The sequence below is a fragment of the Kitasatospora albolonga genome (assembly GCA_002082585.1).
GTDB classification, from domain to species: Bacteria; Actinomycetota; Actinomycetes; order Streptomycetales; family Streptomycetaceae; genus Streptomyces; species Streptomyces stephensoniae.
Genome location: CP020563.1, coordinates 7,868,461 through 7,894,817 on the forward strand (window position 1 = coordinate 7,868,461; position 26,357 = coordinate 7,894,817).

At 74.0% G+C, this 26,357-nt stretch carries 27 protein-coding genes and 1 pseudogene; 19 read left to right on the top strand and 9 right to left on the bottom strand.

From position 1 onward, the window contains the following. Position 1: 1 nt before the first annotated feature. The 7 genes and pseudogenes from B7C62_34140 to B7C62_34170 form a co-directional block, all read right to left on the bottom strand. Entirely contained in the window at positions 2-1,486 is a 1,485-nt protein-coding gene (locus B7C62_34140) for a sugar transferase (GenBank protein ARF76769.1), read from the bottom strand. After that, positions 1,483-2,586, bottom strand: coding sequence for a glycosyl transferase family 1 (locus B7C62_34145; GenBank protein ID ARF77508.1), 1,104 nt, complete (start codon positions 2,584-2,586; stop codon positions 1,483-1,485). Before B7C62_34145 ends, B7C62_34140 begins: the two co-directional genes overlap by 4 nt. A 457-nt stretch (positions 2,587-3,043) precedes the next feature. Beyond that, positions 3,044-3,307 (bottom strand): annotated as a pseudogene (locus B7C62_34150) (cysteine hydrolase). Positions 3,308-3,461: 154 nt separating this feature from the next. Further along, positions 3,462-4,511: a polyprenyl diphosphate synthase gene (locus B7C62_34155; GenBank protein ID ARF76770.1), complete on the bottom strand. Its 1,050-nt coding sequence runs from the start codon at positions 4,509-4,511 to the stop codon at positions 3,462-3,464. Beyond that, the gene (locus tag B7C62_34160; protein ARF76771.1) at positions 4,508-5,644 is read right to left on the bottom strand and encodes a hypothetical protein; all 1,137 of its coding nucleotides are present in this window, start codon (positions 5,642-5,644) and stop codon (positions 4,508-4,510) included. Before B7C62_34160 ends, B7C62_34155 begins: the two co-directional genes overlap by 4 nt. Before the next feature lie 259 nt (positions 5,645-5,903). After that, the gene (locus tag B7C62_34165) at positions 5,904-6,269 is read right to left on the bottom strand and encodes a glyoxalase (GenBank protein ID ARF77509.1); all 366 of its coding nucleotides are present in this window, start codon (positions 6,267-6,269) and stop codon (positions 5,904-5,906) included. Positions 6,270-6,394: 125 nt separating this feature from the next. Then, positions 6,395-6,997, bottom strand: a complete 603-nt coding sequence (locus B7C62_34170) for a nuclease (GenBank protein ARF77510.1) — start codon at positions 6,995-6,997, stop codon at positions 6,395-6,397. Between the two features lie 555 nt (positions 6,998-7,552). Between B7C62_34170 and B7C62_34175 the strand changes: the two genes are divergently transcribed. The 5 genes from B7C62_34175 (at position 7,553) to B7C62_34195 (ending at position 10,527) form a co-directional block, all read left to right on the top strand. Next, the gene (locus B7C62_34175) at positions 7,553-8,230 is read left to right on the top strand and encodes an ABC transporter permease (protein ARF76772.1); all 678 of its coding nucleotides are present in this window, start codon (positions 7,553-7,555) and stop codon (positions 8,228-8,230) included. 25 nt (positions 8,231-8,255) lie between these two features. After that, a complete protein-coding gene (locus tag B7C62_34180; GenBank protein ARF76773.1) occupies positions 8,256-8,927 on the top strand; it encodes an ABC transporter permease in 672 nt (223 codons plus the stop codon). 5 nt (positions 8,928-8,932) lie between these two features. Then, on the top strand, positions 8,933-9,883 hold the full coding sequence (locus tag B7C62_34185; GenBank protein ID ARF77511.1) for an ABC transporter substrate-binding protein: 951 nt from the start codon (positions 8,933-8,935) through the stop codon (positions 9,881-9,883). A 105-nt stretch (positions 9,884-9,988) separates the two neighbouring features. Further along, entirely contained in the window at positions 9,989-10,285 is a 297-nt protein-coding gene (locus B7C62_34190; GenBank protein ID ARF76774.1) for a hypothetical protein, read from the top strand. 38 nt (positions 10,286-10,323) lie between these two features. Then, the gene (locus tag B7C62_34195) at positions 10,324-10,527 is read left to right on the top strand and encodes a hypothetical protein (GenBank protein ARF76775.1); all 204 of its coding nucleotides are present in this window, start codon (positions 10,324-10,326) and stop codon (positions 10,525-10,527) included. Between the two features lie 39 nt (positions 10,528-10,566). Here B7C62_34195 and B7C62_34200 read toward each other — a convergent pair whose 3' ends face one another. Then, positions 10,567-11,730 carry an ABC transporter ATP-binding protein gene (locus B7C62_34200; protein ARF76776.1) on the bottom strand — a complete coding sequence of 388 codons (1,164 nt, stop codon included), beginning with the start codon at positions 11,728-11,730 and terminating at the stop codon, positions 10,567-10,569. A gap of 129 nt (positions 11,731-11,859) precedes the next feature. On the opposite strand from B7C62_34200, the gene B7C62_34205 reads away from it, so the two are divergent. Next, positions 11,860-13,155 (top strand): alpha/beta hydrolase, encoded by a 1,296-nt coding sequence (locus tag B7C62_34205; GenBank protein ARF76777.1) that lies wholly within the window; start codon positions 11,860-11,862, stop codon positions 13,153-13,155. A 12-nt stretch (positions 13,156-13,167) separates the two neighbouring features. On the opposite strand, the gene B7C62_34210 is transcribed toward B7C62_34205, so the two are convergent. Further along, positions 13,168-13,740, bottom strand: coding sequence for a transporter (locus tag B7C62_34210; GenBank protein ARF76778.1), 573 nt, complete (start codon positions 13,738-13,740; stop codon positions 13,168-13,170). Between the two features lie 159 nt (positions 13,741-13,899). Between B7C62_34210 and B7C62_34215 the strand changes: the two genes are divergently transcribed. The 13 genes from B7C62_34215 (at position 13,900) to B7C62_34275 (ending at position 26,197) form a co-directional block, all read left to right on the top strand. Next, positions 13,900-14,634: a PIG-L domain-containing protein gene (locus B7C62_34215; protein ID ARF76779.1), complete on the top strand. Its 735-nt coding sequence runs from the start codon at positions 13,900-13,902 to the stop codon at positions 14,632-14,634. A gap of 60 nt (positions 14,635-14,694) precedes the next feature. Continuing rightward, entirely contained in the window at positions 14,695-15,294 is a 600-nt protein-coding gene (locus tag B7C62_34220) for an XRE family transcriptional regulator (GenBank protein ARF76780.1), read from the top strand. Positions 15,295-15,458: 164 nt separating this feature from the next. Continuing rightward, positions 15,459-16,424 carry an alcohol dehydrogenase gene (locus B7C62_34225; GenBank protein ARF76781.1) on the top strand — a complete coding sequence of 322 codons (966 nt, stop codon included), beginning with the start codon at positions 15,459-15,461 and terminating at the stop codon, positions 16,422-16,424. Further along, positions 16,421-17,611, top strand: a complete 1,191-nt coding sequence (locus B7C62_34230) for an acyl-CoA dehydrogenase (GenBank protein ID ARF76782.1) — start codon at positions 16,421-16,423, stop codon at positions 17,609-17,611. The genes B7C62_34225 and B7C62_34230 overlap by 4 nt, the downstream gene beginning before the upstream one ends. Next, the gene (locus B7C62_34235; protein ARF76783.1) at positions 17,608-18,750 is read left to right on the top strand and encodes an acyl-CoA dehydrogenase; all 1,143 of its coding nucleotides are present in this window, start codon (positions 17,608-17,610) and stop codon (positions 18,748-18,750) included. Before B7C62_34230 ends, B7C62_34235 begins: the two co-directional genes overlap by 4 nt. Positions 18,751-18,882: 132 nt before the next feature. Continuing rightward, positions 18,883-20,502 (top strand): hypothetical protein, encoded by a 1,620-nt coding sequence (locus B7C62_34240; GenBank protein ARF76784.1) that lies wholly within the window; start codon positions 18,883-18,885, stop codon positions 20,500-20,502. 23 nt (positions 20,503-20,525) lie between these two features. After that, positions 20,526-21,491: an ABC transporter permease gene (locus tag B7C62_34245; GenBank protein ARF77512.1), complete on the top strand. Its 966-nt coding sequence runs from the start codon at positions 20,526-20,528 to the stop codon at positions 21,489-21,491. After that, positions 21,484-22,344: an ABC transporter permease gene (locus B7C62_34250; GenBank protein ID ARF76785.1), complete on the top strand. Its 861-nt coding sequence runs from the start codon at positions 21,484-21,486 to the stop codon at positions 22,342-22,344. The genes B7C62_34245 and B7C62_34250 overlap by 8 nt, the downstream gene beginning before the upstream one ends. Continuing rightward, positions 22,341-23,342: an ABC transporter ATP-binding protein gene (locus B7C62_34255; GenBank protein ARF76786.1), complete on the top strand. Its 1,002-nt coding sequence runs from the start codon at positions 22,341-22,343 to the stop codon at positions 23,340-23,342. The genes B7C62_34250 and B7C62_34255 overlap by 4 nt, the downstream gene beginning before the upstream one ends. After that, the gene (locus B7C62_34260) at positions 23,335-24,009 is read left to right on the top strand and encodes an ABC transporter ATP-binding protein (GenBank protein ARF76787.1); all 675 of its coding nucleotides are present in this window, start codon (positions 23,335-23,337) and stop codon (positions 24,007-24,009) included. Before B7C62_34255 ends, B7C62_34260 begins: the two co-directional genes overlap by 8 nt. A gap of 150 nt (positions 24,010-24,159) precedes the next feature. Beyond that, positions 24,160-25,071, top strand: a complete 912-nt coding sequence (locus B7C62_34265; GenBank protein ARF76788.1) for a hypothetical protein — start codon at positions 24,160-24,162, stop codon at positions 25,069-25,071. 117 nt (positions 25,072-25,188) lie between these two features. After that, entirely contained in the window at positions 25,189-25,383 is a 195-nt protein-coding gene (locus B7C62_34270) for a hypothetical protein (protein ID ARF76789.1), read from the top strand. Positions 25,384-25,450: 67 nt separating this feature from the next. Next, the gene (locus B7C62_34275; protein ARF76790.1) at positions 25,451-26,197 is read left to right on the top strand and encodes a hypothetical protein; all 747 of its coding nucleotides are present in this window, start codon (positions 25,451-25,453) and stop codon (positions 26,195-26,197) included. The last annotated feature ends 160 nt before the right edge of the window (positions 26,198-26,357 follow it).

Consider the following 26,357-nt stretch of genomic DNA (forward strand, 5'->3'; position numbering starts at 1 on the left):
GTCAGCTGCCTCCGAGCCGGAAGAAGGAGCCCACGGTCCGCGCCAGGACGCACGCGTCCTGCCACAGGGACCAGGTCTCGATGTAGTGGTTGTCGAACCGGGCCCGCTCCTCGATCGAGGTGTCCCCGCGCAGGCCGTTCACCTGCGCCAGCCCCGTGATGCCGACGGGCATCCGGTGACGGGCCTCGTAGCCGGGATGGGCGCGGCTGAACTGCGCGACGAAGAAGGGCCGTTCGGGGCGGGGGCCGACCAGGCTCATATCGCCGCGCAGCACGTTCCACAGCTGCGGCAGCTCGTCCAGCGAGGTGCGGCGCAGCAGCCGGCCGACCCGGCTCATCCGCCCGTCGGACGCCACGTTCCACCGGGTCGCCGACTCCTGGGCGTCGGCGGGCCGCAGCGTACGGAACTTCAGCAGGACGAACGGACGGCCGTGCCGCCCCACGCGCTCCTGCCGGAAGATGACGCCCGGACCGTCCGAGAGCCGCACCGCCAGCGCGCACACCGCCATCAGCGGGGAGACGAGCACCAGCCCGGCACCGGCCAGAAGAGCGTCCATCACCCGCTTCGCCGCATGGCTCACGGGCCGGTGCGTGCCGTCCTGGAGCGGATGGGCGGCGAACCCCCAGAGATGGTCGGGCCGGGTGGCGGCGGGGCGGGTGGCGACGGCGGTGTCACCGGTGACCAGCCACACCCGGCAGCCCTGCCCGGTGAACAGGGCGAAGAGGGCGGCGCCGTCGGGGGTGGCCTCGGGCGGGGCGGTGAACACCGCGTGCCGCACACCGTTCTGCACGACGGCCCGGCCCACCTCCTGCGGGGTGACCAGGACCGGCAGCCGCACACCACCGTCCGGCAGCGCCGGAGCGTCCTCCTCCGGGGCGGCGGGCGTGGCCACCCGGCCCACCGGGCGCAGCCCGTACTCGGGGTGGTCCTGGAGCGCCGCCGTCACCTGCCGGGCCACCGGACCGTGGCCCACGACCAGCGTCGACACGGGGTGGCGGACCGCCGTCCGGTGCCGGACCCGGTGCACCACCGCACGCCCGGACGCGCACAGCACGGTCTGCGCCGCCGCCGCGTACGCCAGGACCGCCCAGCCGAACGCGTGGGCCGGGGCCCAGGCGTCGACGACCTCCATCGTCACGTACCACTGGAGCAGTGCGAGGCCGAGGAGCGCGGGGACCTCGGAGAGCACCGAGGGGGAGAGGCCGAGCCGGTAGAGCCCCCGGTAGGCGTGGAGCAGCACCTGCGCCACCGCCTGCGCGGCGATCACGGCCCAGGGCTGCCCGGCGGGGGCGCACAGGGCGAAGGTGACGGCCAGCGCGGCCGCATCGGCGCCGAGCAGCCACGTGGCCGGGCCGAGGCGCACGGCGGAGCGTCCACCGCCCAGCTCCCGCGTACGGCCGCCGCTTCTTCGCGGCGGATGGACCGTGGGGGCCTGTACGGCTGTGGCCCGGCCGGCGCCGGGTACCGGTGCACTCTCCATCGTCATCGCTCGGTGCGCTTCCTCATCGTGGGGCCGGACAGGGAGACAAGTTCCTGGTAGAGACCGGCAACCGCCCCCGCGGTCCGTCGGACGTCGAACGCCGCCCGGGCATGGCGCAGGGCCCGGCGGGAGACCGCCTCGCGCAGCGCCGGATCGGTCAGCAGCGCGGTGAGCGCGGCGGCCAGCGCCGCCGGGTCCTCGGGCGGTACGAGGAGGTGGTCCTCGTCGCCCGGCGCCACGCTCTCCCGCGCCCCGCTGACATCGCTCATCACGACGGCCCGGCCGCAGGCCATCGCCTCCAGCGGGGCCAGCGCCATGCCCTCCCAGCGGGACGGCAGGACGACGACGTCCGCCGCGAGAATCCACGGCCGCACATCCCCGCTCGCCCCGGTGAACAGGACACCGGCCGGGGCCGTGCCCTCCAGGCTCGCGCGGTCGGGCCCGTCGCCCACCAGGACCAGCCGCGCGCCCGGCACCCGCATCCGCCGCCAGGCCGCCAGCAGGACGTCCTGGCCCTTCTGCCGGGTCAGCCTGCCGACGCAGACGACGAGGGGGGCCTGCGGACCGGTGCCGGCCGGCAGGGGGAGCGAGGCCCGGGCCGCCGTGCGGCCGGTCCGCCCGCCGGGGCGGAAGCGGTCGAGGTCGATGCCATTGGGGATCACCGACCAGCGGGCGGAGATTCCCGCCTCCTGGCCGGTGCGCCGCTCGGACTCGCTGACGCACAGGATCTGATCGGCCCAGCGCGCCCCGAACCGCTCCCAGCCCAGGGCCAGTTCGGCGGTGCGGCCGCGCACCGCCTCGAACGACCAGGCGTGCGGCTGGAACACCGTGGGCACCTTGCCCCGTACGGCGATCCGGCCTGCGAGCCCGGCCTTGGCGCTGTGCGCGTGCACCACGTGCGGACGGCAGTCGCGGACGATCCGCCGCGCGGCGGCGACCTCCCCGGCCAGCCGGGGCCCGGGGGCCCGGGTGGCGGACCAGTCCCGGACCCGGGCCCCCGCGGCGGCGGCCCCGGAGGCCAGCGCGCTCCCGGGCGGACAGGCCACCACGGGCCGCAGCCCGGCGCCGGCCTGGGCCCGGACGAGGTCGGTGACGACCCGGGCCACTCCGCCGTCCACGGGCTGAACCAAATGAAGGACCGTCAATTGTCTTTCTTCGGCACGACGCATGTGCAGCACGTACGGCTCTCTTCGCTCAATCCGGTGAGTAAAGCCGAAGTGCACTTTGGCAGACATGTGGCGAAATCGTGCGCGTGACTCGCTCATACGACCACGTGAGGATTACCCGCACGATGCCGCTGATCAGGTGGTACGCGTGACCCGTCCGTATCCTGGCAAAGGCAGGGGAATACGGCGCCGAAAGGGCGTCCGGGGAGAAGTCGCGGCCGAATTCGGGGGCGGTGCGGAGGAATTGATCCGCCCAGGTGTCACCCTGTTCGCCGTATATCCCGGACGGCCGGATGCCGCAGTGGATGGCATCACCATCCACTGCGGCACCGGTCCGACGGTCACACAGTTCGCTTTTCGGCGGAGAGGGCCGCCCGGGTGGCCGCGAAGGGGCGACGTCCTCGGACTTGCGGATCGCGGCCCCCGCCGGGCCGCCGAGGGCCGGGAGGTACAGCTCCCGGCCGGGGGCGTGCGGTTCGCCGGGCGCCCCGGCCGGACCGTCGTTCCGGAGGTGGACGACAAGCGCCCCGGCCCGGCGGACGGGGCCGCCCACCCGGTCCAGCCGCCGGGACGCGTCGGGCGCGGGGTGGTCACCCGCGACGAAGGCCGCCCGGAGACCGACGACGACCGGTGCCTGTACGGGGGCGGGCAGAGGGGGCATACCGGCCCCGGTTTCCGTGAGCGTCCGTCATGGCGGCCGTCGGTCCGGGGCACTTCGGCCGATGGCGCCGGGCATTTCGGCCGACGGCCCGGGCGCTTCAGCCGATGGCGTCGGGCATTTCAGCTGGTCGCCCCGGAGCCGCCGTCGGCCCGCGTCACCCGGTGCGGTCGACGAGGAAGGGGATCAGGGTGAGCAGGTCCCCGCGTGCGCCCTCGGCGAGCTCCACCCCGTCCAGGCAGGTGCGGGCCGCCCGCAGATGGTCCCGGGCCTCGGTGACCGCCGCCCGGCGCCCGCTCGCCTCGTCGACCAGCCCGGCCGCCCGGCGCAGCGCCGCCCCGTCGAGCGGCCCCGCCCCGGTGAGGAGCGCCTCCAGCCGCCGGGCCGCCGGGTGGCCGGAGGCCAGGGCGGCGAGGACCGGGAAGGTCTTCTTGAGCCGCCGCAGATCGCTGTGGACCGGCTTTCCCGTGAGCTGCGGATCGCCCCAGATGCCCAGCAGGTCGTCCACCGCCTGGAACGCCACGCCCAGATGCCGCCCCGCCCGGTCCAGCGCCTCGGCCGTGGCCGCCGGAGCCCCGGCCAGCACCGCGCCCAGGGCGGCGGCGCAGCCGAGCAGGGAGCCCGTCTTCTCCGTGGCCATCGCGCGGTACTCGTGCGGCAGGACCGCCCTGGGCCCGGTCCACGGCCGGGACTCGAAGAGCAGGTCCTGCGCCTGACCGTGCACCAGATCGCCCAGCGCCGCCGACAGCCGCCGCACCGCCGCGGCGCCGGTGGGCCCGGGGACCTCGGCCAGCGTCCGCACGGCCAGCGCGAACAGGGCGTCCCCCGCCAGGACGGCGGGCCCGGTGCCGTACGCCTTCCACACGGTCGGACGGCGGCGCCGGGTCTCGTCGCCGTCCATGATGTCGTCGTGGATGAGGGAGAAGGTGTGGACCAGTTCGACGGCGACCGCCCCGGTGACCCCGTCCAGGCCGCTGCCCCCGGCGGCCTCCGCCCCCAGCACGGCGAGCGCCTGGCGGACCCCCTTGCCCTGCGAACCGGGGACCGGTTCGCCGTCGGCCCCGCTCCACCCCAGCGAGAAGGCGGCCGTCTCGGCGTGCCAGGGGTGCAGCCGGCGCACCGACTCCACCAGCGCGGGCCGGACCAGCTCGCGGCACCGGTCCAGTATCTGCGGCGCGGCCGCCTGACGGGTCGTGGACAGCGTCATCGGGCCCGGGCCCCCTCGTGCGCGGTGACCGGTCCGGTGCCGGGGGCGACCGCCGACGGGGCCTCCTCGCGGGTGGCGGAGGGAGCGGGGGCGTCGCGCTCCGCGACCGGTGCCACGCCCAGCTCGGCGTACGCCTTCTCCACCATCTCCCGGGCGTTGAGCAGTCCGATCCGGCTCAGCCTGCCCCGCAGTTCGTCCAGCTCGGCGGCGGTGGCCGCGCGGTCCCGGCCGAGCCGGGCCCGTGACTTGACCAGGCCGAGCGCCGCCAGCGCCTCGCCCCGGGGCTCGGCCATCGCGCGGAACTCCGCCAGCGCCTGTTCGTAGACCGCGCGGGCCTCCTCGTACCGCCCGGCGCGGAAGAGCACGTTCGCCCGCATCTTGTGGTTGTAGGCGAGCGCGCTGGAGAGCTTCATCTCCCGGCAGGTGACCTCGGCCTCGGAGAGCAGGGCGAGTGCGCGTTCCGTCCCGCCGTCCCGGAGGGAAACGATGTCAGCGATGCCGCGCAGGGCCCAGGCCCGGCCCCGCCGGTCGTCCGCGTCGCCCGCGAGCGACGCCGCCTCCTCGAACATGGCCAGGGCCGAGTCGAGCTGCCCGGTGTTGCGGTGGATCTGCGCGATCCCCTCCAGCGCCCACACCGTGTGGCGCGCCTCGCCCCGGGCGCGGGCCTCGGCGAGCAGCTGCTCGTGCAGGGTGGCGACGGTCGCGTAATCGCCCTGGATGCGCCCGGTCTCGGCCAGCCCGGCGAGGGAGTAGCCGCGCGCCACCACGTCCCCGCCCCGCTTGCCCAGCTCGGCGGCGAGCCCCAGCAGCCGGAACGCGAGGCGCAGCGACCCCCGTTGGCGCGCCAGCGTCCCCCCGCTCCACAGCGCCCAGGCCATCGCGCCCGTGGCCCCGGCCGAGCGCGCCGCCCGGTAACTCGCCTTCCACGCCCGGTCGGCCTCCTCGACCTGCCCCAGTCGGCGGTGCGCCTCGGCCACGGCGAGCCCGGTCCGTGCCACCTCCTCCTGGGAGCCGGAGAGTTCGGCCTGTTTCAGGTGCCGGATGCCTTCGGCCAGTACGTCGGTGAGGGAGGCGTTCACCGACATCTTGGTGAGCGCGCCCTGGTACTCGGGCGCCAGTGCCTTGGTCTGCATGGGTGCCTTCCGCGCGATGCCGGACTCGCGCCGAACCAACTATACGCCCAATGTATACATGGAGCGTATAGTTGGCCGGTTCTCCGAGCCCGGTACAGGTGGGGGCGGACGCCGCTCGTTCCCGGGCGGCGAACCGTTCTGTCAGTGATCAAGACGGCGGCAGGGCGCCGGGGGTTGCTCGCACCGCGCAGGACGTTCTCCGGAACGTCCCCCGGGCGTAACCGAAGAGAGGTGCGGGTGTGGCCGGACACCCGCGGTGTCAGCCGACGCGCGGCGGTTCGTGCAGGCCGAAGGGGGAGCCCTGGTCGTCGCGGCAGAACCGGAACCGCCCGAACCGGGCGGCCGACCCGTCGTCCTCGCCGGGGCCGGTGTCGGTCACGCTGCCGCCCAGTTCACGCACCTGCTCCACCGCCGCGTCCAGATCGTCGACCCGGAAGAAGAGGTACGGCCCGGCCCTCGGATCGCCGCCGTGGACGCCCCCCTGCCCGCTGGGCGTCCCGATCGCGTAACCGCCCTCGCCCGAGGGGCCCGGCTGGAAGTTCCACCCGAACAGCGCCCCGTAGAACGTCCGGGCCTTCTCGGGATCGTCCACCCCGAGCTCGAAGAAGGAGATCTCACCGGCCATCGTGGACACCTGCCGTCTCTTCCGGGCGCCTGCCGTCCCTGCGGGAGCCGCGTGCACGTTCCTTCTCACCGTACGGCGACGGAACGGCCCGCGCAGCGCCCGCCCGGGCCCGCCGCCGCACGGAGTCAGCCGGTATCGCAGCCGATGCCGTCACCGTCCCGGTCGAGGCGGTGCGGGTCGTCGGGGCCGACCCGCACCGGGCCCGACAGGTCCGAGCAGTCCACGTCGGGGACACCGGCGGGAGGCCCGTCCGGCAGGTCCGGGCGTGCCGGGGTATCGGGGGCGGGGGAGTCGGGCGGGTCCGGGGGAGGGGCGGAGGTCTTCGGCGGCTCGGGGCAGGCGGTCCACAGACCCGCCCCGGCCTGCCGGGCGGCGTCCTCGGCCTTGGAGATCCTGGGCCAGTGCTTGTCGTTGGGCGGGTGGAGGTCCGCCTCGGCGTGACCGCTGCGGACGAGGGACTCGTTGACGAAGGTGCCCTCCTCGTTCCACACGTACAGCAGGTACCGGTCGTAGCGGTCGGTCAGTTCGGTGTCGCGTTCGGCGCGGACACGGCTGCCCGGTGGCAGGAGCTCGGCCGTGCGGTCGGTGGCGTCATCGGCGAAACAGGCGCCGCGCTCCGGGGCGTCGATCTCCAGGAGACGCACCCGGGCCACGGTGCCCTTCGGCAGGACCCCGCCCTCGCCACGCACCTCGAGGGTGTCACCGTCGATGACGCGGAGCACCACCACACCCGGCGGAGCCGCAGCCGTCGAGGGCGGCTTGGGTTTCGTGGTCGGAGTAGTCGGAGTGGCGTCGGAGGGCTCGGCGGGCGGCTTCGCCGTCGTTGTGGGAGCCGCGGGAGCCGTGGGTGAACCGTCACGCGCTTCGTCGGACGGCCGGGCCGTGGAGGTCTCCGACGGCGCGGCCGTACCGGAGGTGCGCTTCTCGCCCCCCTCCAGCAGCGCCCCGAGGCCGCCCAGGCCCAGAAGGAGGCCGAGGATCAACAGGACCGAGATGATCCACGGATGCTTGAAGCGCTCGGGCTTTTCGGGGCAGCCCGCGCCCGGGCGGGACCGCCAGGGCTGGTTGCGCCAGGCATGCGGGTCAGGCGGTGGGGAGGGGCACACGGAGCCCTCCAGGGGTGTGGAACACGCTGTACCACCAGTACACACCCGCCCCTCCGCGACCGCCTTCCGGCGAGTTTGCCGGGGGAGACTCCCGGAAGCGGGCGAGCTGCCGTGCGAACACCCCCGTACGGCCGAACAGGAAGGGCGGCGAACCCCCGGCCACGCTGGAATGGGCGGGTGACGGCACCCCCGGACGACTGCCTCGCACGCAACGAGTGGATCTGCGGCGCCTACCTCTCCAGCCGCCGGGAGATCCTCTGGGACGCTGCCCTCCAGCACCTCCAGCTGACCGCCCTCGCCGTGCTCATCGGGCTCGCGCTCGCCGTCCCGCTCGCCCTCGCCGCCCGCCGCTGGCGCTGGGCGGCCGGTCCCGTGCTGGGGCTGACGACGATCCTCTACACCATCCCGTCGCTCGCGATGTTCTCGCTGCTGCTGCCGGTGTACGGACTCTCCGCCGCGCTCGTCGTCACGGGGCTCGTCCTCTACTCACTGACCCTGCTCGTCCGTAACATCCTCGCCGGGCTCCGGGCCGTCCCCGAGGAGACCCGGCAGGCCGCGCGCGGTATGGGGTACGGGCCGCTGCGCCTGCTGCTCGCCGTGGAACTCCCGCTCGCCCTGCCCGCCGCCATGGCCGGACTGCGGATCGCCACCGTCTCCGCCGTCTCCCTCGTCACCGTGGGGGCGATCGTCGGCTACGGCGGCCTCGGCAACCTCATCTACTCCGGGATGAACACCTACTTCAAGGCCCAGGTGCTGACCGCGTCCGTGCTCTGCGTCGTCATCGCCGTCGCCGCCGACCTGCTCCTCCTGGGAGCACAGCGGCTGCTGACCCCCTGGACGCGGAGGCAGGCATGAGAACGTTCCCCGGGCGGAGGCAGGCATGAACACGCTCTCCGGCACCTGGTCCTGGCTCACCACCGCCACCCACTGGTCCGGCCCCGACGGGATCGGGAACCGGCTCGGCGAACACCTCTTCCTCACCGTCGTCTGCCTGCTCCTCAGCTGTCTGATCGCCCTGCCCGTCGCCCTGGTCCTCGGCCACCTCGGCAAGGGCGGCGCGCTCGCCGTCAACATCTCCAACATCGGCCGGGCCGTGCCCACGTTCGCCGTCCTCGTCCTGCTGCTGCTCACCCCCATCGGCACGTACGGCCAGTGGTCGACGATCATCGCCCTCGTCCTCTTCGCCGTGCCGCCGCTGCTCACCAACGCCTACGTGGGGATGCGCGAGGTGGACCGGGACGTCGTGCGGGCCGCCCGGGGAATGGGGATGACCGGCCGTCAGATGCTCTGGAACGTGGAACTGCCGCTGGCCCTCCCGCTCGTCCTCACGGGCGTCCGGATCGCCGCCGTCCAACTGGTCGCCACCGCCACCCTCGCCGCCCTGGCCGGTGGCGGGGGACTGGGCCGGATCATCACCGCGGGCTTCAACCTCGCCTCCACCCCGCAGGTGGTGGCCGGGGCGATCCTGGTGGCGGTCTTCGCCCTCCTCGTCGAGAGCCTCTTCGAGGCGGGGCAGCGGCTGGCGCCCAACTGGGGCAGGGAGGCCGCATGATCCTCATGGCCTGTGCCCGCCGCGCTCTTGTCGGCCTCCTGCTGCTCGCCGCCACCGCCTGCGCCACGGGCCCCAGCCTGGAGAACCGGGGCGAGGTCACCGCACCGCCCGGCGACAGCAGGGAACTGACCGTCGGATCGGCCGGATTCACCGAGAGCGACCTGCTGGCCCAGCTGTACGCCCTGCTCCTGGAGCGGGCCGGATATTCGGCCGACATCATCTCCGTCACCAACCGGGAGATCTACGAACCCGCCCTGGAGAGCGGCCAGATCGATGTCGTACCGGAGTACGCGGCCACCTTCGCCGACTGGCTGAACGCCAAGGCCAACGGGCCCGACGCCGAGCCCGTCGGATCGCCCGACCTCGACGCCACCATGAAGGCACTGCGCGCCCTGGCCGCCCCGCGCGGGCTCACCGTGCTCGACCCCGGCCGGGCCGTCGACCAGAACGCCTTCGCGGTCGCCGCCTCCTACGCGGAGGAGCACGGCCTGAAGACCCTCAGCGACCTCGGCCGGGCGAAGCTCCCGGTACGTCTCGCGGCGGGCGACGAATGCGTACAACGGCCTTACTGCGCACCCGGGTTGCGCAAGACGTACGGTATCGACATCGTCGCCGTCGACCCGAAGGGCGTCGGCACCACCCAGGCGAAGCAGGCCGTCCAGAACGGTCAGGACCAGATGGTGCTGACCACCACCACCGACGCCACGCTGGACCAGTTCGGGCTCGTCCTGCTGGCGGACGACAAGCAGCTCCAGAACGCCGACTATGTGGTCCCCGTCGTCAACCGCGCCCGCGCCGGGAGCGACGGCGTGCGCGACGCACTCGGCCGGCTCAACACCGTCCTGACCACCGCCGACCTGGCGTCCATGAACCAGCAGGTCGACAGCTGGCGCAGGCTGCCCGAGGACGTCGCGCGCACCTACCTGGAGTCGAAGAAGCTCATCCCGGAGGACTGAGCACTCAAGGCGTCGGCGGCCGGAGAACGTCCACTGGCGGACCGCCGCGCCGGGCCGAACGGAAAACGCGTTGCCCGCCCGTTCGGAGCCTGCGACGCTCGGGCCATGCCTGAACAACAGACCCTTCCGCCGCAGCGGTCCGCTCGCCGAACGCACCAGGTCACCGCCCTCTTCTCGCACGGCCGCCTGGTCACGGTCCCGCGCAAGCAGGCCCGGCTGGAGCAGCTGCTGACGCACCTGGCCGAGACGCTGTTCGAGCGCGACCGTTCGTACACCGAGCGGGAGGTCAACGAGGCGCTGCTCACCGTCCACGAGGACTGCTCGGCCCTGCGCCGCCACCTGGTCGTCGCCGGGCTGCTGGTCCGCCCCCGGGACGGCAGCAGCTACCGCCGGGGCAGGTGACCTCGTACCCCTGCGGGCCGGGATGAGATCCTTCCCGCATGGGGATACTGCGCAAGGCGTGCAAGCGCTGCAAGAAGCGGGGACGGCTGCGGAGCGGCGTGTGCCGCCGGTGCCGGTTGAAGGAGCACGGGGCCGACGCGGCCGAGAGCGGTACCGATGTCGCGGAGGTCGTGGTGGAGACCGGTGTGCTGAGCGCGGTGAGCCGCGTGTTCGGCGCGATCGCCCGCGCGATTCTCAACTGACAGGCCGTACGAGGGACATGCCGGTGGCGGACGTGCCTCTCACGCGTCCGCCACCGAGTCGAAGTCCACCTCCTCGCGCCCCACGCCCTGCGCGTCCGCGTCCACCGACCGGCGCAGCGCCTCATGGAGCTTCGCGGGCGTCAGGACCCCCAGGAACCGGGCCCCGTCCAGCACCGCCACCCACCCCGCGTCGTGCTGGAGCATCTCGCTGAACGCCTGCTTCAACGGGGCGCCCACCGGCACCCACGCCTCCATCCGGCGGGCCAGCGCGCCCACCGTCCCCCGCTCCCCGGCGCCCCGCAGCGCGTCCGCCGACACCCAGCCGTGCAGCTCGCCCGTGCCGTTCAGCACCACCGCCCACCGGGCCCCCGCCGCCCGCAGCCGGTCCGCCGCCACGGCGGCCCGCTCCTCCAGCCGCGCCACCGGCGGCTCCTCCAGGTCCTCCGGCTCGATCGCGGTCACCGACAGCCGCTTCAACCCCCGGTCCGAGCCGACGAACCGGGCCACGTACGGGGTCGCCGGGGTGCCGAGCACGGCGGCCGGGGTGTCCAGCTGCTCGATGCGCCCGTCCCCGTACACCGCGATCCGGTCCCCCATCCGCACCGCCTCCTCGATGTCGTGCGTGACCATCAGGACCGTCTTGCGCACCCGCTCCTGGAGCGCCAGGAACTCGTTCTGGAGCCGCTCCCGCACCACCGGGTCCACCGCCCCGAACGGCTCGTCCATCAGCAGCACCGGCGGATCGGCGGCCAGCGCCCGCGCCACGCCCACCCGCTGGCGCTGGCCGCCCGACAGCTGCGCCGGATAGCGCGAGCCGTACGTCCCCGGGTCCAGGCCCACCAGGTCCAGCAGCTCCGCCGCCCGCTCCCGGGCCCGCGCCCGCTTCCAGCCGACCAGCGCCGGGACGGTCGCCGTGTTGTCCAGGACCGTGCGGTGCGGGAAGAGGCCGACCTGCTGGATCACATAGCCGATCCGGCGGCGCAGCTTCACCGGGTCGGTCCCGGCGATGTCCTCGCCGCCCACCAGGATGCGGCCCGAGGTCGGCTCGATCAGCCGGTTCACCATCATCATCGTGGTCGTCTTGCCGCAGCCGGACGGCCCGACCAGCGTCATGAGCTCGCCCTCCGCCACCTCGAAGGAGAGCCCGTCGACCGCCGTCGTACCGTCCGGATAGACCTTGCCGACCTGCTCGAACCGGATCATCTCCGCACAGTAGGAGCGCCCCGGGCGCGCCGCACACCGACCGGGACCGTCCGGGGCACCCGCCCCTTCGCCCGAGGACCCGGGGCCATGTGCTGAACTGGCCAGGACCCCCGACCCAGGAGAGCCTTCGTGACCAGCTACCGCCAGCCCGGCGTCGTCCTCACCGACCGGCGTTTCACCGTCCCCCTCGACCACGGCGACCCCGGCGGCGAGCAGATCGAGGTGTACGGGCGCGAGGCCGTGGCCGCCGGGCGAGCCGGTGAGACGCTGCCCTGGCTGGTCTACCTGGAGGGCGGCCCCGGCTTCGGCGCCCGCCGCTTCACGGGGGCGGAGGCATGGCTCGGCCGGGCGCTGCGCGAGTACCGGGTGCTCCTGCTCGACCAGCGCGGCACCGGCCTGTCCACCCCCGCCAACCGGCAGACCCTCCCGCTGCGCGGCGGCCCCCGCGAACAGGCCGACTACCTCGCCCACTTCCGCGCCGACGCCATCGTCCGGGACTGCGAGACCATCCGGCAGCGGCTGACCGGCGGCGCGCCCTGGACGCTGCTCGGCCAGTCCTTCGGCGGCTTCTGCGCGGTCCGCTACCTCTCCTCGGCGCCCGAGGGGCTCGCGGCGGTCCTCATCACCGGCGGGCTGCCCTCGCTGGACGCCCACGCGGACGACGTCTACCGGGCCGCGTACCCCCGTATCGAACGGAAGGTCGCCGCGCACTACGCCCGCTACCCGCAGGACGTCGAACGGGCCCGCGCCATCGCCGCGTACCTGGCCGAGCACCGCCCCGAGAGCGCCGGCCACCGGCTGACCCCCGAACTCTTCCAGTCGCTCGGCATCCTGCTCGGCTCCGGCAGCGGAAGCCACCAGCTGCACTACCTCCTGGAGAACGCCTTCGTCACCACCCCGCACGGCACCGAGCTCTCCGACACCTTCCAGGAGGCCCTGCGCTCCGCCACCTCCTTTGCCGGGCACCCGCTCTACGCCCTGGTCCACGAGGCGATCTACGGGCAGGGCGAGGCCCCCACCGGCTGGGCCGCCGAACGCGTACGCGCCGAGTTCCCGCAGTTCGACGCGGCGAAGACCCTGGCGGGCGACGGGCCGCTGCTGTTCACCGGGGAGACGATCCACCCCTGGCACTTCGACGTCGACCCGGCGCTGCGCCCGCTGCGCGAGACCGCCGAACTGCTGGCCCGGCGCACCGGCTGGCCCGTGCTGTACGACCCCGAGCGGCTCGCCGCCAACGAGGTGCCCGTCGCCGCCGCCGTCTATCACGACGACATGTACGTGAACGTCGAGGACTCACTGCGGACGGCGGCGGCGATCCGGGGGCTGCGCACCTGGGTGACCGACGAGTACGAGCACGACGGCCTGCGCGCGAGCGGACCGCGCGTCCTGGACCGGCTGCTGGCCCTGGTCAGGGACGAAGTCTGACCGTGCCGGGCGTCAGCGCTGGAGCGCCTCCAGCGTGGCGTCCAGGTCGGCGCCGGAGCGCGGGGCCCGGTTGTACGGGAGCTTCGACAGGACCGAGGCCATGCCGCAGGTGTTGGTGACGGCCGAGAAGACCAGGCCCGAACCGACCCCGGCGGCGAGCCAGCGCGCGGCCGGGAAGCGGGTGCCCGCCAGCAGACCGGCCACCACCAGCGAACCGGCCGCGAACCGCACCTGCCGCTCCATGGCCCAGGTGGCGGCGGCGCCCTCGGGCCGGTCCAGGCCGCGGCCGTCGCCCTCCCAGGCGGACGTGCCACCGGTCAGGGTGGCCGCGTCGATGTCGGCTCCCGCGAGGATCTCGCAGGCCCGGGTGGAGCGGACCCCGGAGGCGCACACCACCAGCAGCGAGCCCCGGGCGGACGCCGACTTCAGGGCGGGCAGGGCGTCCGGCAGCTTGTCGAGCGGGATGTTCAGGGCGCCGGGCACATGGCCCGCCGCGTACTCGCCGGGAGCCCGCACGTCGATCACGGTGAACTCCTCCAGACGGGCTGCGGCCTGGGCGGGGGAGAGGGCTGCGGGGCTGGACACGGGCGGGGGTCCTTTCGTCGACCGGGGCTGCGCGCGGGAGGGCAGGGACTCTACACGTGTCTCCAGCACCGCCGGGCGGGTTGGCATTCCCCCCCCCCGCGTACCCCCGGATCTCCCCGGCCACCGGCCCTTCGCGGTGATCGTCGGTAGCCTGCGGGTATGACGCCGCAGCGACTCGAACCCCTGCCCGCCGACTGGAGCCGCGCCCTGGCCGTGGTCGCCCACCCCGACGACCTGGAGTACGGCGCCGCCGCTGCCGTGGCCGCCTGGACCGACGGGGGCCGTGAGGTCGTCTATCTCCTCGCCAGCCGGGGCGAGGCCGGGATCGACACCCTGCCGCCCGAGGAGTGCGCCCCGCTGCGCGAGCGGGAACAGCGGGCGAGCGCGGCGGTCGTCGGAGTCCGTACGGTGGAGTTCCTGGACCACCGCGACGGGGTGATCGAGTACGGCACCGGGCTGCGCCGAGACATCGCCGCCGCCATCCGCCGCCACCGCCCGGAGCTGGTGATCACCCTCAACCACCGCGACACCTGGGGCGGGGTCGCCTGGAACACCCCCGACCACCGGGCCGTCGGCCGCGCCACCCTGGACGCCGTGGCCGACGCGGGCAACCGGTGGATCTTCCCGGAGCTGACCGAACAGGGGCTGAAGCCGTGGAACGGGGTGCGCTGGACCGCCGTGGCGGGCAGCGACCGGCCCACGCACGCCGTGGACGCGACGGCCGGATTCGAGCGGTCCGTGCAGTCGCTCCTCGAACACCGCACCTACATCGAGGCGCTGACCGCGGAGGCGCCCGAGAAGTACTGCCGGTCCTTCCTGGAGGGCATGGTGCGCGCCGAGGCCGAGCGGTTCGGCGGCCGTCCCGCCGTCACCTTCGAGGTCTTCGCCCACTGACACCGCCGGGGCGAACCGGGCGGGATTGACAATCCCGCTTGCCGATTCTGCAATGGCCCCATGAAGGAACACGACCGGGACGACCCCGGACTCGACGCCGTGCTCACCGGGGTCGGCCCCCGGCTGCGCCGTCTGCGCAAGGACCGGGGGGTCACCCTCTCCGCGCTCTCCGCCGCCACCGGGATCTCCGTCTCCACGCTCTCCCGGCTGGAGTCCGGCGGCCGTCGCCCCAGCCTGGAGCTGCTGCTCCCGATCGCCCGCGCCCACGAGGTCCCGCTCGACGACCTCGTGGGCGCCCCGTCCGTGGGCGACCCCCGGGTCAGGGCCAGGCCGATCGTGCGGCACGGCCGGACGATGGTGCCGCTGACTGCCCGCCCCGGCGGACTCCAGGCGTACAAGATGGTGCAGGAGGCGGGCAGCGGCGAGGTGCCGGAGCAGCGCACGCACGAGGGGTACGAGTGGCTGTTCGTGCTCTCCGGCAGGCTGCGGCTGCTCCTGGCCGAGCACGATCTGGTGCTGGAGCCGGGGGAGGCCGCCGAGTTCGACACCCGGCTGCCGCACTGGTTCGGGCCGGCCGAGGACCAGCCGGTGGAGTTCCTCAGTCTCTTCGGCCCGCAGGGTGAGCGGATGCATGTGAGGGCGAAGCCGAAGCGGGGCTGAGAGGCCCGGTGCCGGGCCGCCGGGGTGTTCCCAGATGGGCAAGCGACCGCTTAGTATGCGCCGGAGCGGCGCAGACGCGAGCAGTGGCTGCGCGAGCAGTGGAAATGCCGACAGCGGCAGCGGTTGATGCCGACAAGCGCCGACAGTGTTGTGGAGGCCCCCTCATGCAGGCATGGCGAGTGCACCGGAACGGCGAGCCGGGCGAGGTGATGAGCCTGGAGGAGACGGACCGGCCCACCCCCGGCGACGGGCAGGTGCTCGTCCGGGTCGCCGCGGCGAACGTCAACTTCCCCGACGCCCTGCTCTGCCGGGGCCAGTACCAGGTGCGTCCGCCGCTGCCGTTCACCCCGGGCGTCGAGGTGTGCGGCACCACGGAGGACGGGCGGCGGGTCCTCGCCACCCCCGCCCTGCCGTACGGGGGTTTCGCCGAGTACGTCGTCGCGGACGGGGCCGCCCTGCTGCCCGCCCCCGACGCCCTGGACGACGCGGAAGCCGCCGCGCTCCACATCGGCTACCAGACCGGCTGGTTCGGCCTCCACCGCCGCGCCCGCCTCCAGCCCGGCGAGACCCTCCTCGTCCACGCGGCGGCGGGCGGGGTCGGCAGCGCGGCCGTCCAGCTCGGCAAGGCGGCGGGCGCCACCGTCATCGGGGTCGTCGGCGGACCGGAGAAGGCGGCCGTCGCCCGTGAACTGGGCTGCGACCTGGTCATCGACCGGCGGAGCGAGGACATCGTGGCCGCCGTCAAGGAGGCCACCGGCGGGCGCGGCGCCGATGTCGTCTACGACCCGGTCGGCGGCGACGCGTACGCCAAGTCCGTCAAGTGCGTCGCCTTCGAGGGCCGGGTCCTCGTCGTCGGCTTCGCCAGCGGGAACATCCCCGCCCCCGCGCTCAACCACGCCCTGGTGAAGAACTACTCGATCATCGGGCTGCACTGGGGCCTCTACAACACCCACGACCCGGCCGCCATCCGCGCCTGCCACGACGAGCTGACCAAGCTCGCCGCCCAGGGCATTGTGAAGCCCCTGGTCAGCGAGCGTGTCGGGATGGCCGGGGCCGCCGAGGCCGTCCAGCGTGTCGCCGACGGCACCAGCACCGGCCGGATCGTCGTGCTCCCCGGAGGCGCCCGATGAGCCCGGCCGTCGACGCCGCCGAGGTCCGCCGCCGCACCCGCGAGCTGCTCGCCGCGCACCCGCCCGCCACCACCGGCCGCACCGACTTCCTCAAGGCCCGGTTCGACGCGGGCCTCGCCTGGGTCCACTACCCGCAGGGGCTCGGCGGGCTCGACGCGCCCCGCTCCCTCCAGCAGGCCGTCGACGCCGAACTCGCCGCCGCCGACGCCCCCGACAACGACCCGCGCCGCATCGGTATCGGGCTCGGCATGGCCGCCCCCACCATCCTCGGCTACGGCACCGACGAGCAGAAGCGGCGCTTCCTGCGGCCCCTGTGGGTGGGGGAGGAGGTCTGGTGCCAGCTCTTCAGCGAGCCCGGCGCCGGCTCCGACCTCGCCGCCCTCGCCACCCGGGCCGTCCGCGACGGCGACGACTGGGTGGTCGACGGGCAGAAGGTCTGGACGTCCAGCGCCCATGCGGCCCGCTGGGCGATCCTCATCGCCCGCACCGACCCGGACCTCCCCAAGCACCGGGGCATCAGCTACTTCATCTGCGACATGACCGACCCGGGCGTCGACGTCCGGCCGCTGCGCCAGATCACCGGGGAGGCCGAGTTCAACGAGGTCTTCCTCTCCGGCGTCCGCATCCCCGACAGCCACCGGCTCGGCCCCGTCGGGGAGGGCTGGAAGGTCGCGCAGACTACGCTGATGAACGAGCGCGTCTCGATCGGCGGTTCCCGCATCCCCCGCGAGGGCGGCATGATCGGCCCCGTCTCCCGGACCTGGCGCGAACGCCCCGAGCTGCGCACCCACGGCACCCACCAACGCCTGCTCACCCTCTGGGTGGAGGCCGAGGTCGCCCGGCTCACCGGGGAGCGGCTGCGCCAGCAGCTCGTCGCCGGACAGCCCGGGCCCGAGGGCTCGGGCATGAAGCTCGCGTTCGCCCGCCTCAACCAGGAGATCAGCGGACTGGAGGTCGAACTGCTCGGCGACGAGGGCCTGTTGTACGGCGACTGGACCATGGTCCGCCCGGAGCTGGTCGACTTCACCGGCCGGGACGCCGGTTACCGCTACCTCCGCTCCAAGGGGAACTCCATCGAGGGCGGCACCAGCGAGGTCCTGCTGAACATCGTGGCCGAACGCGTCCTCGGGCTGCCCGCCGAACCCCGTAACGACAAGGACGTCGCCTGGAAGGACCTGAGCCGATGACCGCGCCCGCCCAGCCCCCGGCCACCCCCGACCTGCTCTACTCCCAGGACGAGGAGGACCTGCGCTCCGCCGTGCGCGCCCTTCTCGCCGACCGGGCCGACGCGCCGACGGTGATCGTGGCGGCCGAGTCCGCCACGCCGTACGACCAGGGGCTGTGGGAGGCGCTCGCCACCGGCATCGGCGCCGCCGGACTCCTCGTACCGGAGAAGCTCGGCGGCCAGGGCGCGTCCCACCGGGAGGCCGCCGTGGTCCTGGAGGAGCTGGGCCGCACCGTCGCCCCGGCCCCGTACCTGACCAGCTCCGTCGTGGCCACCGAGACCCTGCTCGCGCTGACCGGGACGGGAGGGATCACCCCGGCCGGAGACAGCGGACCCGCCGCCGCGCTCCTGGCCGAGCTGGCCTCCGGGTCCCGTACGGCCGTGCTCGCCGTGCCCTTCGCGACCCCGCCCGGGGGTGCGCAGGCGGCCCTCGCCGCGCTCGACGGCACCGTACAGGGGATCGCGGACGCCGCCGTGGCCGACGTGCTGCTGGTGCCGACCGCCGAAGGGCTGTACGCGGTCGGGGCCACGGCCCCCGGAGTGGCGGTGGAACCCCTCGTGCCGCTCGATCTGACCCGCCCGCTCGCCGCCCTCACCCTCTCCGGCGCGGCCGGGACCCCGCTCGCCGGGCCGGACGCGAGCGCCACCGCCGTACGGCGCGGGCTGCTGGCCGGGGCCGGACTGCTCGCCTCCGAGCAGCTCGGGATCGCGGAATGGTGCCTGGCCGAGACCGTCCGGTACACCCGCGAACGGCACCAGTTCAACCGGCCCGTGGGCTCGTTCCAGGCGCTCAAGCACCGGATGGCCCAGCTCTGGCTGGAGGTCGTCTCGGCCCGCGCCGCCGCCCGCAACGCCGCCGACGCCCTCGCCACCGGCAGCCCCGACGCCCCGCTCGCGGTCGCGGTGGCCCAGGCGTACTGTTCCGGCGTCGCGGTCCACGCCGCCGAGGAGTGCGTCCAGCTCCACGGCGGGATCGGGATGACCTGGGAACACCCGGCGCACCTCTACCTCAAGCGCGCCAAGGCGGACTCGATCGCGTACGGTACGGCGGGCCGCCACCGCGAGGCCGTCGCGGAGCTGGCGGAGCTGCCCGCGCCGTAGGACGTCCGTGAAGCCAAGGCCCTGGTGCACCCGCCTCGACCGGTGAGACGGGGTGTACCAGGGCCTTTTACGTGCTGTTTAATTGCATGTTGTTCGCAATAACAGTCGATCTTGAACAGGGATGTGCAGAGTATGACGGCCCGATCGATACGGGGGGCGGCCGCCGCCGCGCTGGTGACCGCACTGTCCCTGACCGCCGCAGCCTGCTCCAACCCGGACAGCTCCAAGGGCGGCGGCTCCGGCGCCGGTTCCACCTCGGCCGTCGTGGGCATCGCCTACGAGCCCGACAGCCTGAGCCCCCTGCTCGGCTACGGCAAGGACGGCAACTCCAAGATCTTCGACGGACTGCTCGCCCTGGACGAGGAGCTGAAGCTCCAGCCCGCCCTGGCCTCCGCCCTCCCCGACGTCAGCGCCGACGGCCTGACGTACACGTACCGGCTGCGCCAGGGCGTGAAGTTCAGCGACGGCAAGGCGTTCGGCGCCAAGGACGTCGTCTTCACCTACCGCACCATCCTGGACGAGAAGACCAACAACCCCTCCCGCAACGAGCTGGACGCCGTCAAGGACGTCACGGCCCAGGGCGAGGACACCGTCGTCTTCACGCTCAAGTACCCCTACGCGCCCTTCGCCCAGCGCACCGTCCTGCCCATCGCCCCCGAACACATCGCGGGCAAGCAGGACGTCAACACCGGCGCCTTCACCACCAAGCCCGTCGGCACCGGACCGTACGTTCTCACCAACTGGTCCAAGGGCGAGAAGCTCAGCTTCACCGCCAACCCCCGGTACTGGGGCGGCGAGCCCGAGGTGAAGAAGTTCACCATGGCGGTCATCAAGGACGACGACGTGCGCGCCACCCGGCTGCGCTCCGGCGACCTGGACGGCGCGATCCTGCCGCCCAACCTGGCCAAGGGCTTCGCGAACGACAAGAACAAGAAGACCTACGCGGCCAACAGCTACGACTACCGCACGGTGACGCTCCCCACCAACAACAAGGTCGCCGGGGACACCGCCGTGCGCCGCGCCCTGGATGTGGCCGTCGACCGCCAGACCATGGTCGACGCGATCCTCAACGGCAGCGGCAAGCCCGCCTACGGGCCGGTCCCCACCGACAGCGAGTGGTTCACCAAGGGCACCGAGCGCACCCACGACCTCGCCGCCGCGAAGAAGATCCTGGACGAGGCCGGCTGGACCCCGGGCAAGGACGGCATCCGCACCAAGGACGGGGTGCGCGCCGCGTTCCCGCTCTGGTACGTCACCGGCGACAAGCTGCGCCAGGAGCACGCCCTCGCCTACGCCTCCGACGCCAAGAAGGCGGGCATCGACATCACCGTCGAGGCCGGTACCTGGGAGGTCATCGAGCCCCGGATGAAGCACGACGCCGTGCTCGCGGGCGGCGGCTCCCCGGCCGACCCCGACTTCGACCAGTACACCCTGCTGAAGTCCTCCCTCGCGGGCGACGGCTTCAACAACATGGCCTGGTACGACAACAAGGCCGTCGACGAGGCGATCGAGGCGGGCCGCAGGAGCGGGACGAAGGCCGAGCGCAAGAAGGCGTACGACACCGTCCAGCGCGAGCTGGTGAAGAACCCCGGCTACACCTTCCTCACCCACATCGACCACATCTACGTCGTCGAGGACCGCTTCGGCCCCCTCACCACCCAGATCGAGCCGCACGACCACGGGCTGGCCTCCGGCCCCTGGTGGAACGTCGAGAAGTGGTCCACCAAGGACACCGGGGACGCGAAGAAGTGAAGTCCCGCCTCCCCTGGGGGCCGATGGCACGGATGACGGGACGGCGGGCCCTGTTCGCCGTCCCGGTCCTCCTCACCGTCACCTTCGGCGTCTTCGCCGTCGCCGCCGCGTCCCCCTTCGACCCCGTCAAGGCGTACGCGGGGACCGCCGGTCTCACCGCGTCCCAGGAGAACCTGGACCAGCTCCGGGCCAACCTCGGCGTCGACCAGCCGCTGCCCACCCGCTGGTGGAACTGGCTGACCTCGGCCCTCCAGGGCGACTTCGGCGACTCCACCGTGATGCGCCAGCCGGTCGCCGACGTGATCGCCGAACGCATGGGCTGGTCCGTCCTGCTCGCCGCCTCCGCCTTCGTCATCGCGATCCTGCTCGGCACCGCGCTCGGCGTCCTCGCCGCCCGCAGGCCCGGCGGCTGGCTCGACCGGGGCGTCAGCTCCGCCGCGTACACCCTGGAAGCCGCCCCCGCCTTCTGGCTCGGCCTCCTCGCGATCTGGCTCTTCGCCCTGAAGCTGGACCTCCTCCCGGCCGGCGGGCTCACCGACGCAGGCAGCGAGACCATCACCTTCGGCCAGGTCGCCTCCCACCTGGTGCTGCCCGCGGCGGTCCTCGGGATCTCCCAGCTGCCGTGGTTCTTCCTCTACGTACGCCAAGGGGTCATGGACGCCCTCGCGGAAGACCCCGTGCGCGGGGCGCGCGCCCGCGGGCTGAGCGAGCGCACGGTGCTCCTCGGCCACGGCCTGCGCTCCGGAATGCTCCCCATGCTCACCCTGATCGGCTCCCGCGTCCCCGAGCTCATCACCGGGGCGCTCCTCATCGAGACGGTCTTCAGCTGGCCCGGCATCGCCGCCGCCACCGTGCAGGCCGCCACCTCGGTCGACTTCTCCCTGCTCGCCGCGCTCACGGTGCTCGCCACCGCCGCCGTCCTGCTGGGCAACCTCCTCTCCGACCTGCTCTACGGGCTCGCCGACCCCCGGGTGGCCTTCGATGGCTGACACCGCACTCGCCCCGCTGCCGGGCCGCACCACCCGCCGTGTCCGGGTGGTCACCTCCGTGACCGTCGTCGTCGCCGTGGCGCTCGCCGTGCTCATCGTGCCGCCGCTCGCCCAGCTCGACCAGCAGGCCGTCGACCTCTCCAACAAGCTCCACCCGCCGTCCTGGGCCCACCCCTTCGGCACCGACGACGTCGGCCGCGACCTGCTGCTGCGCTGTGTCTACGGGCTCCGCGTCTCGCTGCTCGTCGGACTGGTCGCGGCCCTCACCGCCACCGTCATCGGCACCGCGATCGGCGCGCTCGCCGGGGCGTTCGGCGGCTGGCCGGACCGGATCGTGATGCGGGTCGTCGACACCCTGTCCTCCATCCCGCACCTGCTGCTCGGCATCTTCATCGTCGCGATGTTCCGGCCCGGTGTCTGGCCGGTCGTCATCTCGGTGGCGCTCACCCACTGGATCTCCACCGCCCGGATCGTCCGCTCCGAAGTGCTCTCGCTGCGCTCGCGCCCCTTCATCGACGCGGCCGTCTCCGGCGGCGCGTCCCGGAGCCGGGTCATCGTGCGCCATCTGCTCCCCGGTGTGCTGCCGCAGGCCGGGCTCGCGGCGGTCCTCATGGTCCCGCACGCCATGTGGCACGAGTCCGCGCTCTCCTTCCTCGGGCTCGGACTCCCCACCCACCAGGCGAGCCTCGGCAACCTCGTCCAGTCCGCGCGCGGTTCGCTGCTCGCGGGGGACTGGTGGCCGACGCTCTTCCCCGGCCTCTTCCTGATCATCCCGACCCTCGCCCTGGCGGGGCTCGCGGGCGCCTGGCGCGACCGGATCAACCCGCGCCGGAAATCGGAGCTGATGCTGTGACCGCCGACCGCGCCGCGAACGCCGCTGTCCTCGATGTCCGCGACCTCTCCGTACGCTTCCGGATGCGCGGCGGCCGGGACATCGCGGCGGTCACCGACGCCCGCTTCTCCGTCGCGCCGGGGGAGTGCCTCGCCCTGGTCGGGGAGAGCGGCTGCGGCAAGTCGGTGCTCGCCTCCGCCCTGCTCGGCCTGCTCCCCGCCAACGCGCAGACCACCGGCAGCGCGCTGCTCGGCGGGGACACGGACCTGCTGACGGCGGGGGAGCGGACGCTGGCCCGTACGGTACGGGGACGGCGCATCGGCCTCGTACCGCAGAGCCCCGCCGCCCACCTCACCCCCGTGCGCACCGTCCGCGCCCAGCTGGAGGAGACCCTCCGCGAGCTGACCGGGGTGCGCGGGTCCGCGGCCGTCCGGGAGGCGGCGGAGAAGGCCGCCGCCCGGGCCTCGTTCCCCGCCGACCACCTGGACCGCCACCCGCACCAGCTCTCCGGCGGCCTCGCCCAGCGCGCCGCCACCGCGCTCGCCCTGATCGGCGACGCCCCGCTGCTGCTCGCGGACGAGCCGACCACCGGACTCGACCGGGACCTGGTGGAGCGGACCGTCGACGAACTGCGCCGCCACACCGACGGCGGCCGGGCGCTGCTGATCATCACCCACGACCTGGCGGCGGCCGAGCGGATCGCCGACCGGGTCGCCGTGATGTACGCGGGCCGGATCGTGGAGATCGCCGACGCGGGCCCCTTCTTCGGCGCCCCCGGGCCCCGCCACCCGTACGCCAGGGGCCTGCTCGACGCCCTGCCCGAACGGGACTTCGCCCCGATCCCCGGGATGCCGCCCGAGCTGGGCGCGCTCCCCGACGGCTGCGCCTTCGCCGCCCGCTGCGCCCGCGCCGACGAGCTCTGCACCGCCGAACGCCCCGCCTTCGACGGCGGACTCGCCTGCCACCACGGGCCGACGGGCCGCACCCACTCCCTCACGAAGGAGGCCGCCGATGCTTGAGCTGAACCGGATCACCGCCGGGTACGACCGCCGCGCCCCGGTCGTCCGCGAGGTCTCCCTGAGCGTCGGCCACGGCGAGGCGGTGGGGCTCCTGGGCCCCAGCGGCTGCGGCAAGTCCACCCTGGCCAGGGTCGCCGCCCTCCTGCACCGCCCGGACGCCGGAACCATGACCCTGGACGGCACGGTCGTACGCGGCTGGCGGCACCGCGCCCCGCGCGAGCAGCGCACCTCCGTGGGCGTCGTCTTCCAGCAGCCCCGGCTCTCCGCCGACCCCCGCCTCAGCCTGCGCGAACTGATCGCCCAGCCGCTCCGGTCCACCGGACGCCGCGCCGAGGTCCCGGCGCGGGTGGCGGAACTGGCCCCGCTGGTCGGCCTCTCCGCCGAGCTGCTGGAGCGCCGCCCGCACGCGGTGAGCGACGGGCAGCTCCAGCGGGCCTGCCTGGCGCGCGCCCTCGTGCTGCGGCCGGGGCTGCTGATCTGCGACGAGATGACCGCGATGCTCGACGCCTCGACGACCGCCGCCCTGGTCGCCGTGGTCGAGCGCTACCGGGCCGAGTCCGGGGCGGCCCTGCTGGCCGTCGGCCACGACCGGGTGCTCCTGGAACGCTGGTGCGACCGGACGGTCCGCTGGGGCGAGCAGAGCGCGGAGCGCGTCCCGGTGGGGTGACGGCGGCCGGGAGGACGGTGGATGACGGGACGGAGTCCATCACGCCAACAGTTGGCAGGTACCTGACCATATTTCGGCGTCCGGCTCCATACTCGTCCGCGTCCGGCCCAACCCGGGCCCCCGGCCCGGACGACTGCCCAGGGAGACTCCATGGCCGCCCCGCCCGCTCCGCCCGCCCCGTCCGTCCCTTCGGCCCCGACCCGCCGCCGGGCCCTCACTGTCACGCTCGCCACCGCCGCCGCGGTGATCGCCGCCCCCGCCGTCGCGTCCGCAGCCTCCCCGACCACCACCTCGTGGGCGCCCCGCCCGCTGCGCCACGCCCACGCGCACAACGACTACCTGCACCCGCGTCCCCTGCACGACGCCCTCGCGCACGGGTTCACCAGCGTCGAGGCGGACATCTTCCTCGTCGACGGCGAACTGCTCGTCGCCCACGAGCCCGCCGGGCTCGACCCGGCCCGCACCCTCGCCGCCCTCTACCTCGACCCGTTACGCGCCCTGGTCCGGGCGGGCCACGGCAGCGTGTACCCGCACCACCGCGTCCCCCTCCAGCTGCTCATCGACATCAAGGCCGACGGCGTCGCCGCCTACCGCGAACTCGACCGGCAGCTCGTCCGCCACCGCTCCCTGCTCACCCGCTACCACCACGGCCGGGTCCGCCCCGGAGCGGTCACCGCCGTCATCTCGGGCGACCGCGCCGCCCGGGCGCCGATGGAGGCCCAGCGCACCCGCCTCGCCTTCTACGACGGCCGCCTCGGCGACCTGGGCACCGCGTGGCCCGCCTCGTTCACCCCGCTGATCAGCGCGAACTGGACCCAGACCTTCGGCTGGCGCGGTGCGGGCCCCTTCCCCCGCGCCGAACGCGACCGGCTGCGCTCCCTCGTCGCCGCCGCCCACCGCGAAGGCCGCCGCATCCGTTTCTGGGCCACCCCCGACCTGCCCGGACCCGAGCGCGAGGCGGTCTGGAACGAGCTGCTGGCCGCCGGGGCCGACCACCTCAACACCGACGACCTGGCCGGGCTCGAACGCTTCCTCCGCGACCGGGCCGCCACGGCCCCGTAACTCCGCACGGCGGGGGAGTACCCGTTCGGCGGACACGCCAGTGCGCCGAACGGCCGCCCCGCTGCGCCACACTGGCGGCCGAATGCCGCAAATCCGGCGCGGCGGAGGAGGTTGGCCATGGCCATTTCGATCTCACTGGTGCTGCTTCTGACGGTCCTGGCGGTGATCTTCCTCCGCAACGGCGGGCTGAAGCTCTCGCACGCGATCGTCTGCGCGCTGCTCGGCTTCCTGCTGGCCAGTACGAGCATGGCGCCGACCATCCATGACGGCATCGGCGCCACCGCCAACCTGGTCAGCAGCCTGAACCCCTGACCCCGCCCGCCGGACGGCCCCGGCCGGAGGGTCCGCGCGGCGCCCGGCGATCGAGCACAATGGGCAGATGTCTTTTCCGCCCCCCGGCCGGCACTCGGGCGCCGCCCACCACGAGTACTGCAACACCGGCCTCTGCTGCCGGTGCCAGATGCGGACCTGGACCACCAAGGCGGGCAACGAACGGCTCTGCGGTCCGTGCGCCGCCTGCTGCCGGGAGTGCGGCCGGGCGCCCGCGCCCCATCTGGACGGGCTCGACGGCGGGCTGTGCGCCGAGTGCCGCGGCCTCTGTGACCGGTGCCACCTCCCCAAGCGGCCCGACGGGTCCTGCGGCTGCGACCGCTGGCGGGAGAACGCCAAGGGCAACCCGCGCGGCTATGTCCTCCAGGCGCTGCCGCACCAGCTCCTCCAGGCGCTCGGCGGCCGGGTCCCGAGCACCGTCCACGACCTGATCCACCAGGAGCTCGCCCGCAAGCGCACCGCCGGACTCCTGCGCGAGCGCATCGAACGCCGCTGGCACCTGCGCTGGTCCCACGCCCTCAACGAGCGGGACGAGGACGGCCGCCGCCGCTGGAGCGCCCAGGACATCGCCGAACAGCTGCTGATGCCCGGCTCCTGCGCCGACCCGGACTGCGAGGACGGCTACCTCACCACCACGGACACCCCCTGCACCCGCTGCCGGCAGCCCCTGCACCGCTTCGTCACCTCGGTCGCCGACCACACCGCGACCCCGGAGCACGCCCGCGCGGCGGCGGCCCGCATCCGGCGGGCGATGGTGGAGAACCGCTCGCACCAGAAGCCCCCGCCGCGCGGGTAGGGCGGGGGTGGTCGTCTTGCGGGCCGTTGCCGTGCGTGGCGCGGTGTTGCGGCGGCATGTCGTCCGTGCGAACCCTGTGGCGTCCGTGCGAACCCTCCCGCTTTCCATGGACACTTCAAGGGGTGCGCCCTAACGTCGGGCGGCGGCGCGACCCCCGTCC

Coding starts and splice junctions, on each gene's coding strand:
- B7C62_34185 (ARF77511.1), top strand. CDS start 8,933: ATGGCCTGTGCCCGCCGCGCTCTTGTCGGCCTCCTGCTGCTCGCCGCC.
- B7C62_34155 (ARF76770.1), bottom strand. CDS start 4,511: ATGACGCTGTCCACGACCCGTCAGGCGGCCGCGCCGCAGATACTGGAC.
- B7C62_34220 (ARF76780.1), top strand. CDS start 14,695: ATGAAGGAACACGACCGGGACGACCCCGGACTCGACGCCGTGCTCACC.
- B7C62_34225 (ARF76781.1), top strand. CDS start 15,459: ATGCAGGCATGGCGAGTGCACCGGAACGGCGAGCCGGGCGAGGTGATG.
- B7C62_34260 (ARF76787.1), top strand. CDS start 23,335: ATGCTTGAGCTGAACCGGATCACCGCCGGGTACGACCGCCGCGCCCCG.
- B7C62_34265 (ARF76788.1), top strand. CDS start 24,160: ATGGCCGCCCCGCCCGCTCCGCCCGCCCCGTCCGTCCCTTCGGCCCCG.
- B7C62_34275 (ARF76790.1), top strand. CDS start 25,451: ATGTCTTTTCCGCCCCCCGGCCGGCACTCGGGCGCCGCCCACCACGAG.
- B7C62_34195 (ARF76775.1), top strand. CDS start 10,324: ATGGGGATACTGCGCAAGGCGTGCAAGCGCTGCAAGAAGCGGGGACGG.
- B7C62_34190 (ARF76774.1), top strand. CDS start 9,989: ATGCCTGAACAACAGACCCTTCCGCCGCAGCGGTCCGCTCGCCGAACG.
- B7C62_34215 (ARF76779.1), top strand. CDS start 13,900: ATGACGCCGCAGCGACTCGAACCCCTGCCCGCCGACTGGAGCCGCGCC.
- B7C62_34235 (ARF76783.1), top strand. CDS start 17,608: ATGACCGCGCCCGCCCAGCCCCCGGCCACCCCCGACCTGCTCTACTCC.
- B7C62_34165 (ARF77509.1), bottom strand. CDS start 6,269: ATGGCCGGTGAGATCTCCTTCTTCGAGCTCGGGGTGGACGATCCCGAG.
- B7C62_34240 (ARF76784.1), top strand. CDS start 18,883: ATGACGGCCCGATCGATACGGGGGGCGGCCGCCGCCGCGCTGGTGACC.
- B7C62_34270 (ARF76789.1), top strand. CDS start 25,189: ATGGCCATTTCGATCTCACTGGTGCTGCTTCTGACGGTCCTGGCGGTG.
- B7C62_34230 (ARF76782.1), top strand. CDS start 16,421: ATGAGCCCGGCCGTCGACGCCGCCGAGGTCCGCCGCCGCACCCGCGAG.
- B7C62_34140 (ARF76769.1), bottom strand. CDS start 1,486: ATGACGATGGAGAGTGCACCGGTACCCGGCGCCGGCCGGGCCACAGCC.
- B7C62_34245 (ARF77512.1), top strand. CDS start 20,526: ATGGCACGGATGACGGGACGGCGGGCCCTGTTCGCCGTCCCGGTCCTC.
- B7C62_34200 (ARF76776.1), bottom strand. CDS start 11,730: ATGATCCGGTTCGAGCAGGTCGGCAAGGTCTATCCGGACGGTACGACG.
- B7C62_34180 (ARF76773.1), top strand. CDS start 8,256: ATGAACACGCTCTCCGGCACCTGGTCCTGGCTCACCACCGCCACCCAC.
- B7C62_34250 (ARF76785.1), top strand. CDS start 21,484: ATGGCTGACACCGCACTCGCCCCGCTGCCGGGCCGCACCACCCGCCGT.
- B7C62_34160 (ARF76771.1), bottom strand. CDS start 5,644: ATGCAGACCAAGGCACTGGCGCCCGAGTACCAGGGCGCGCTCACCAAG.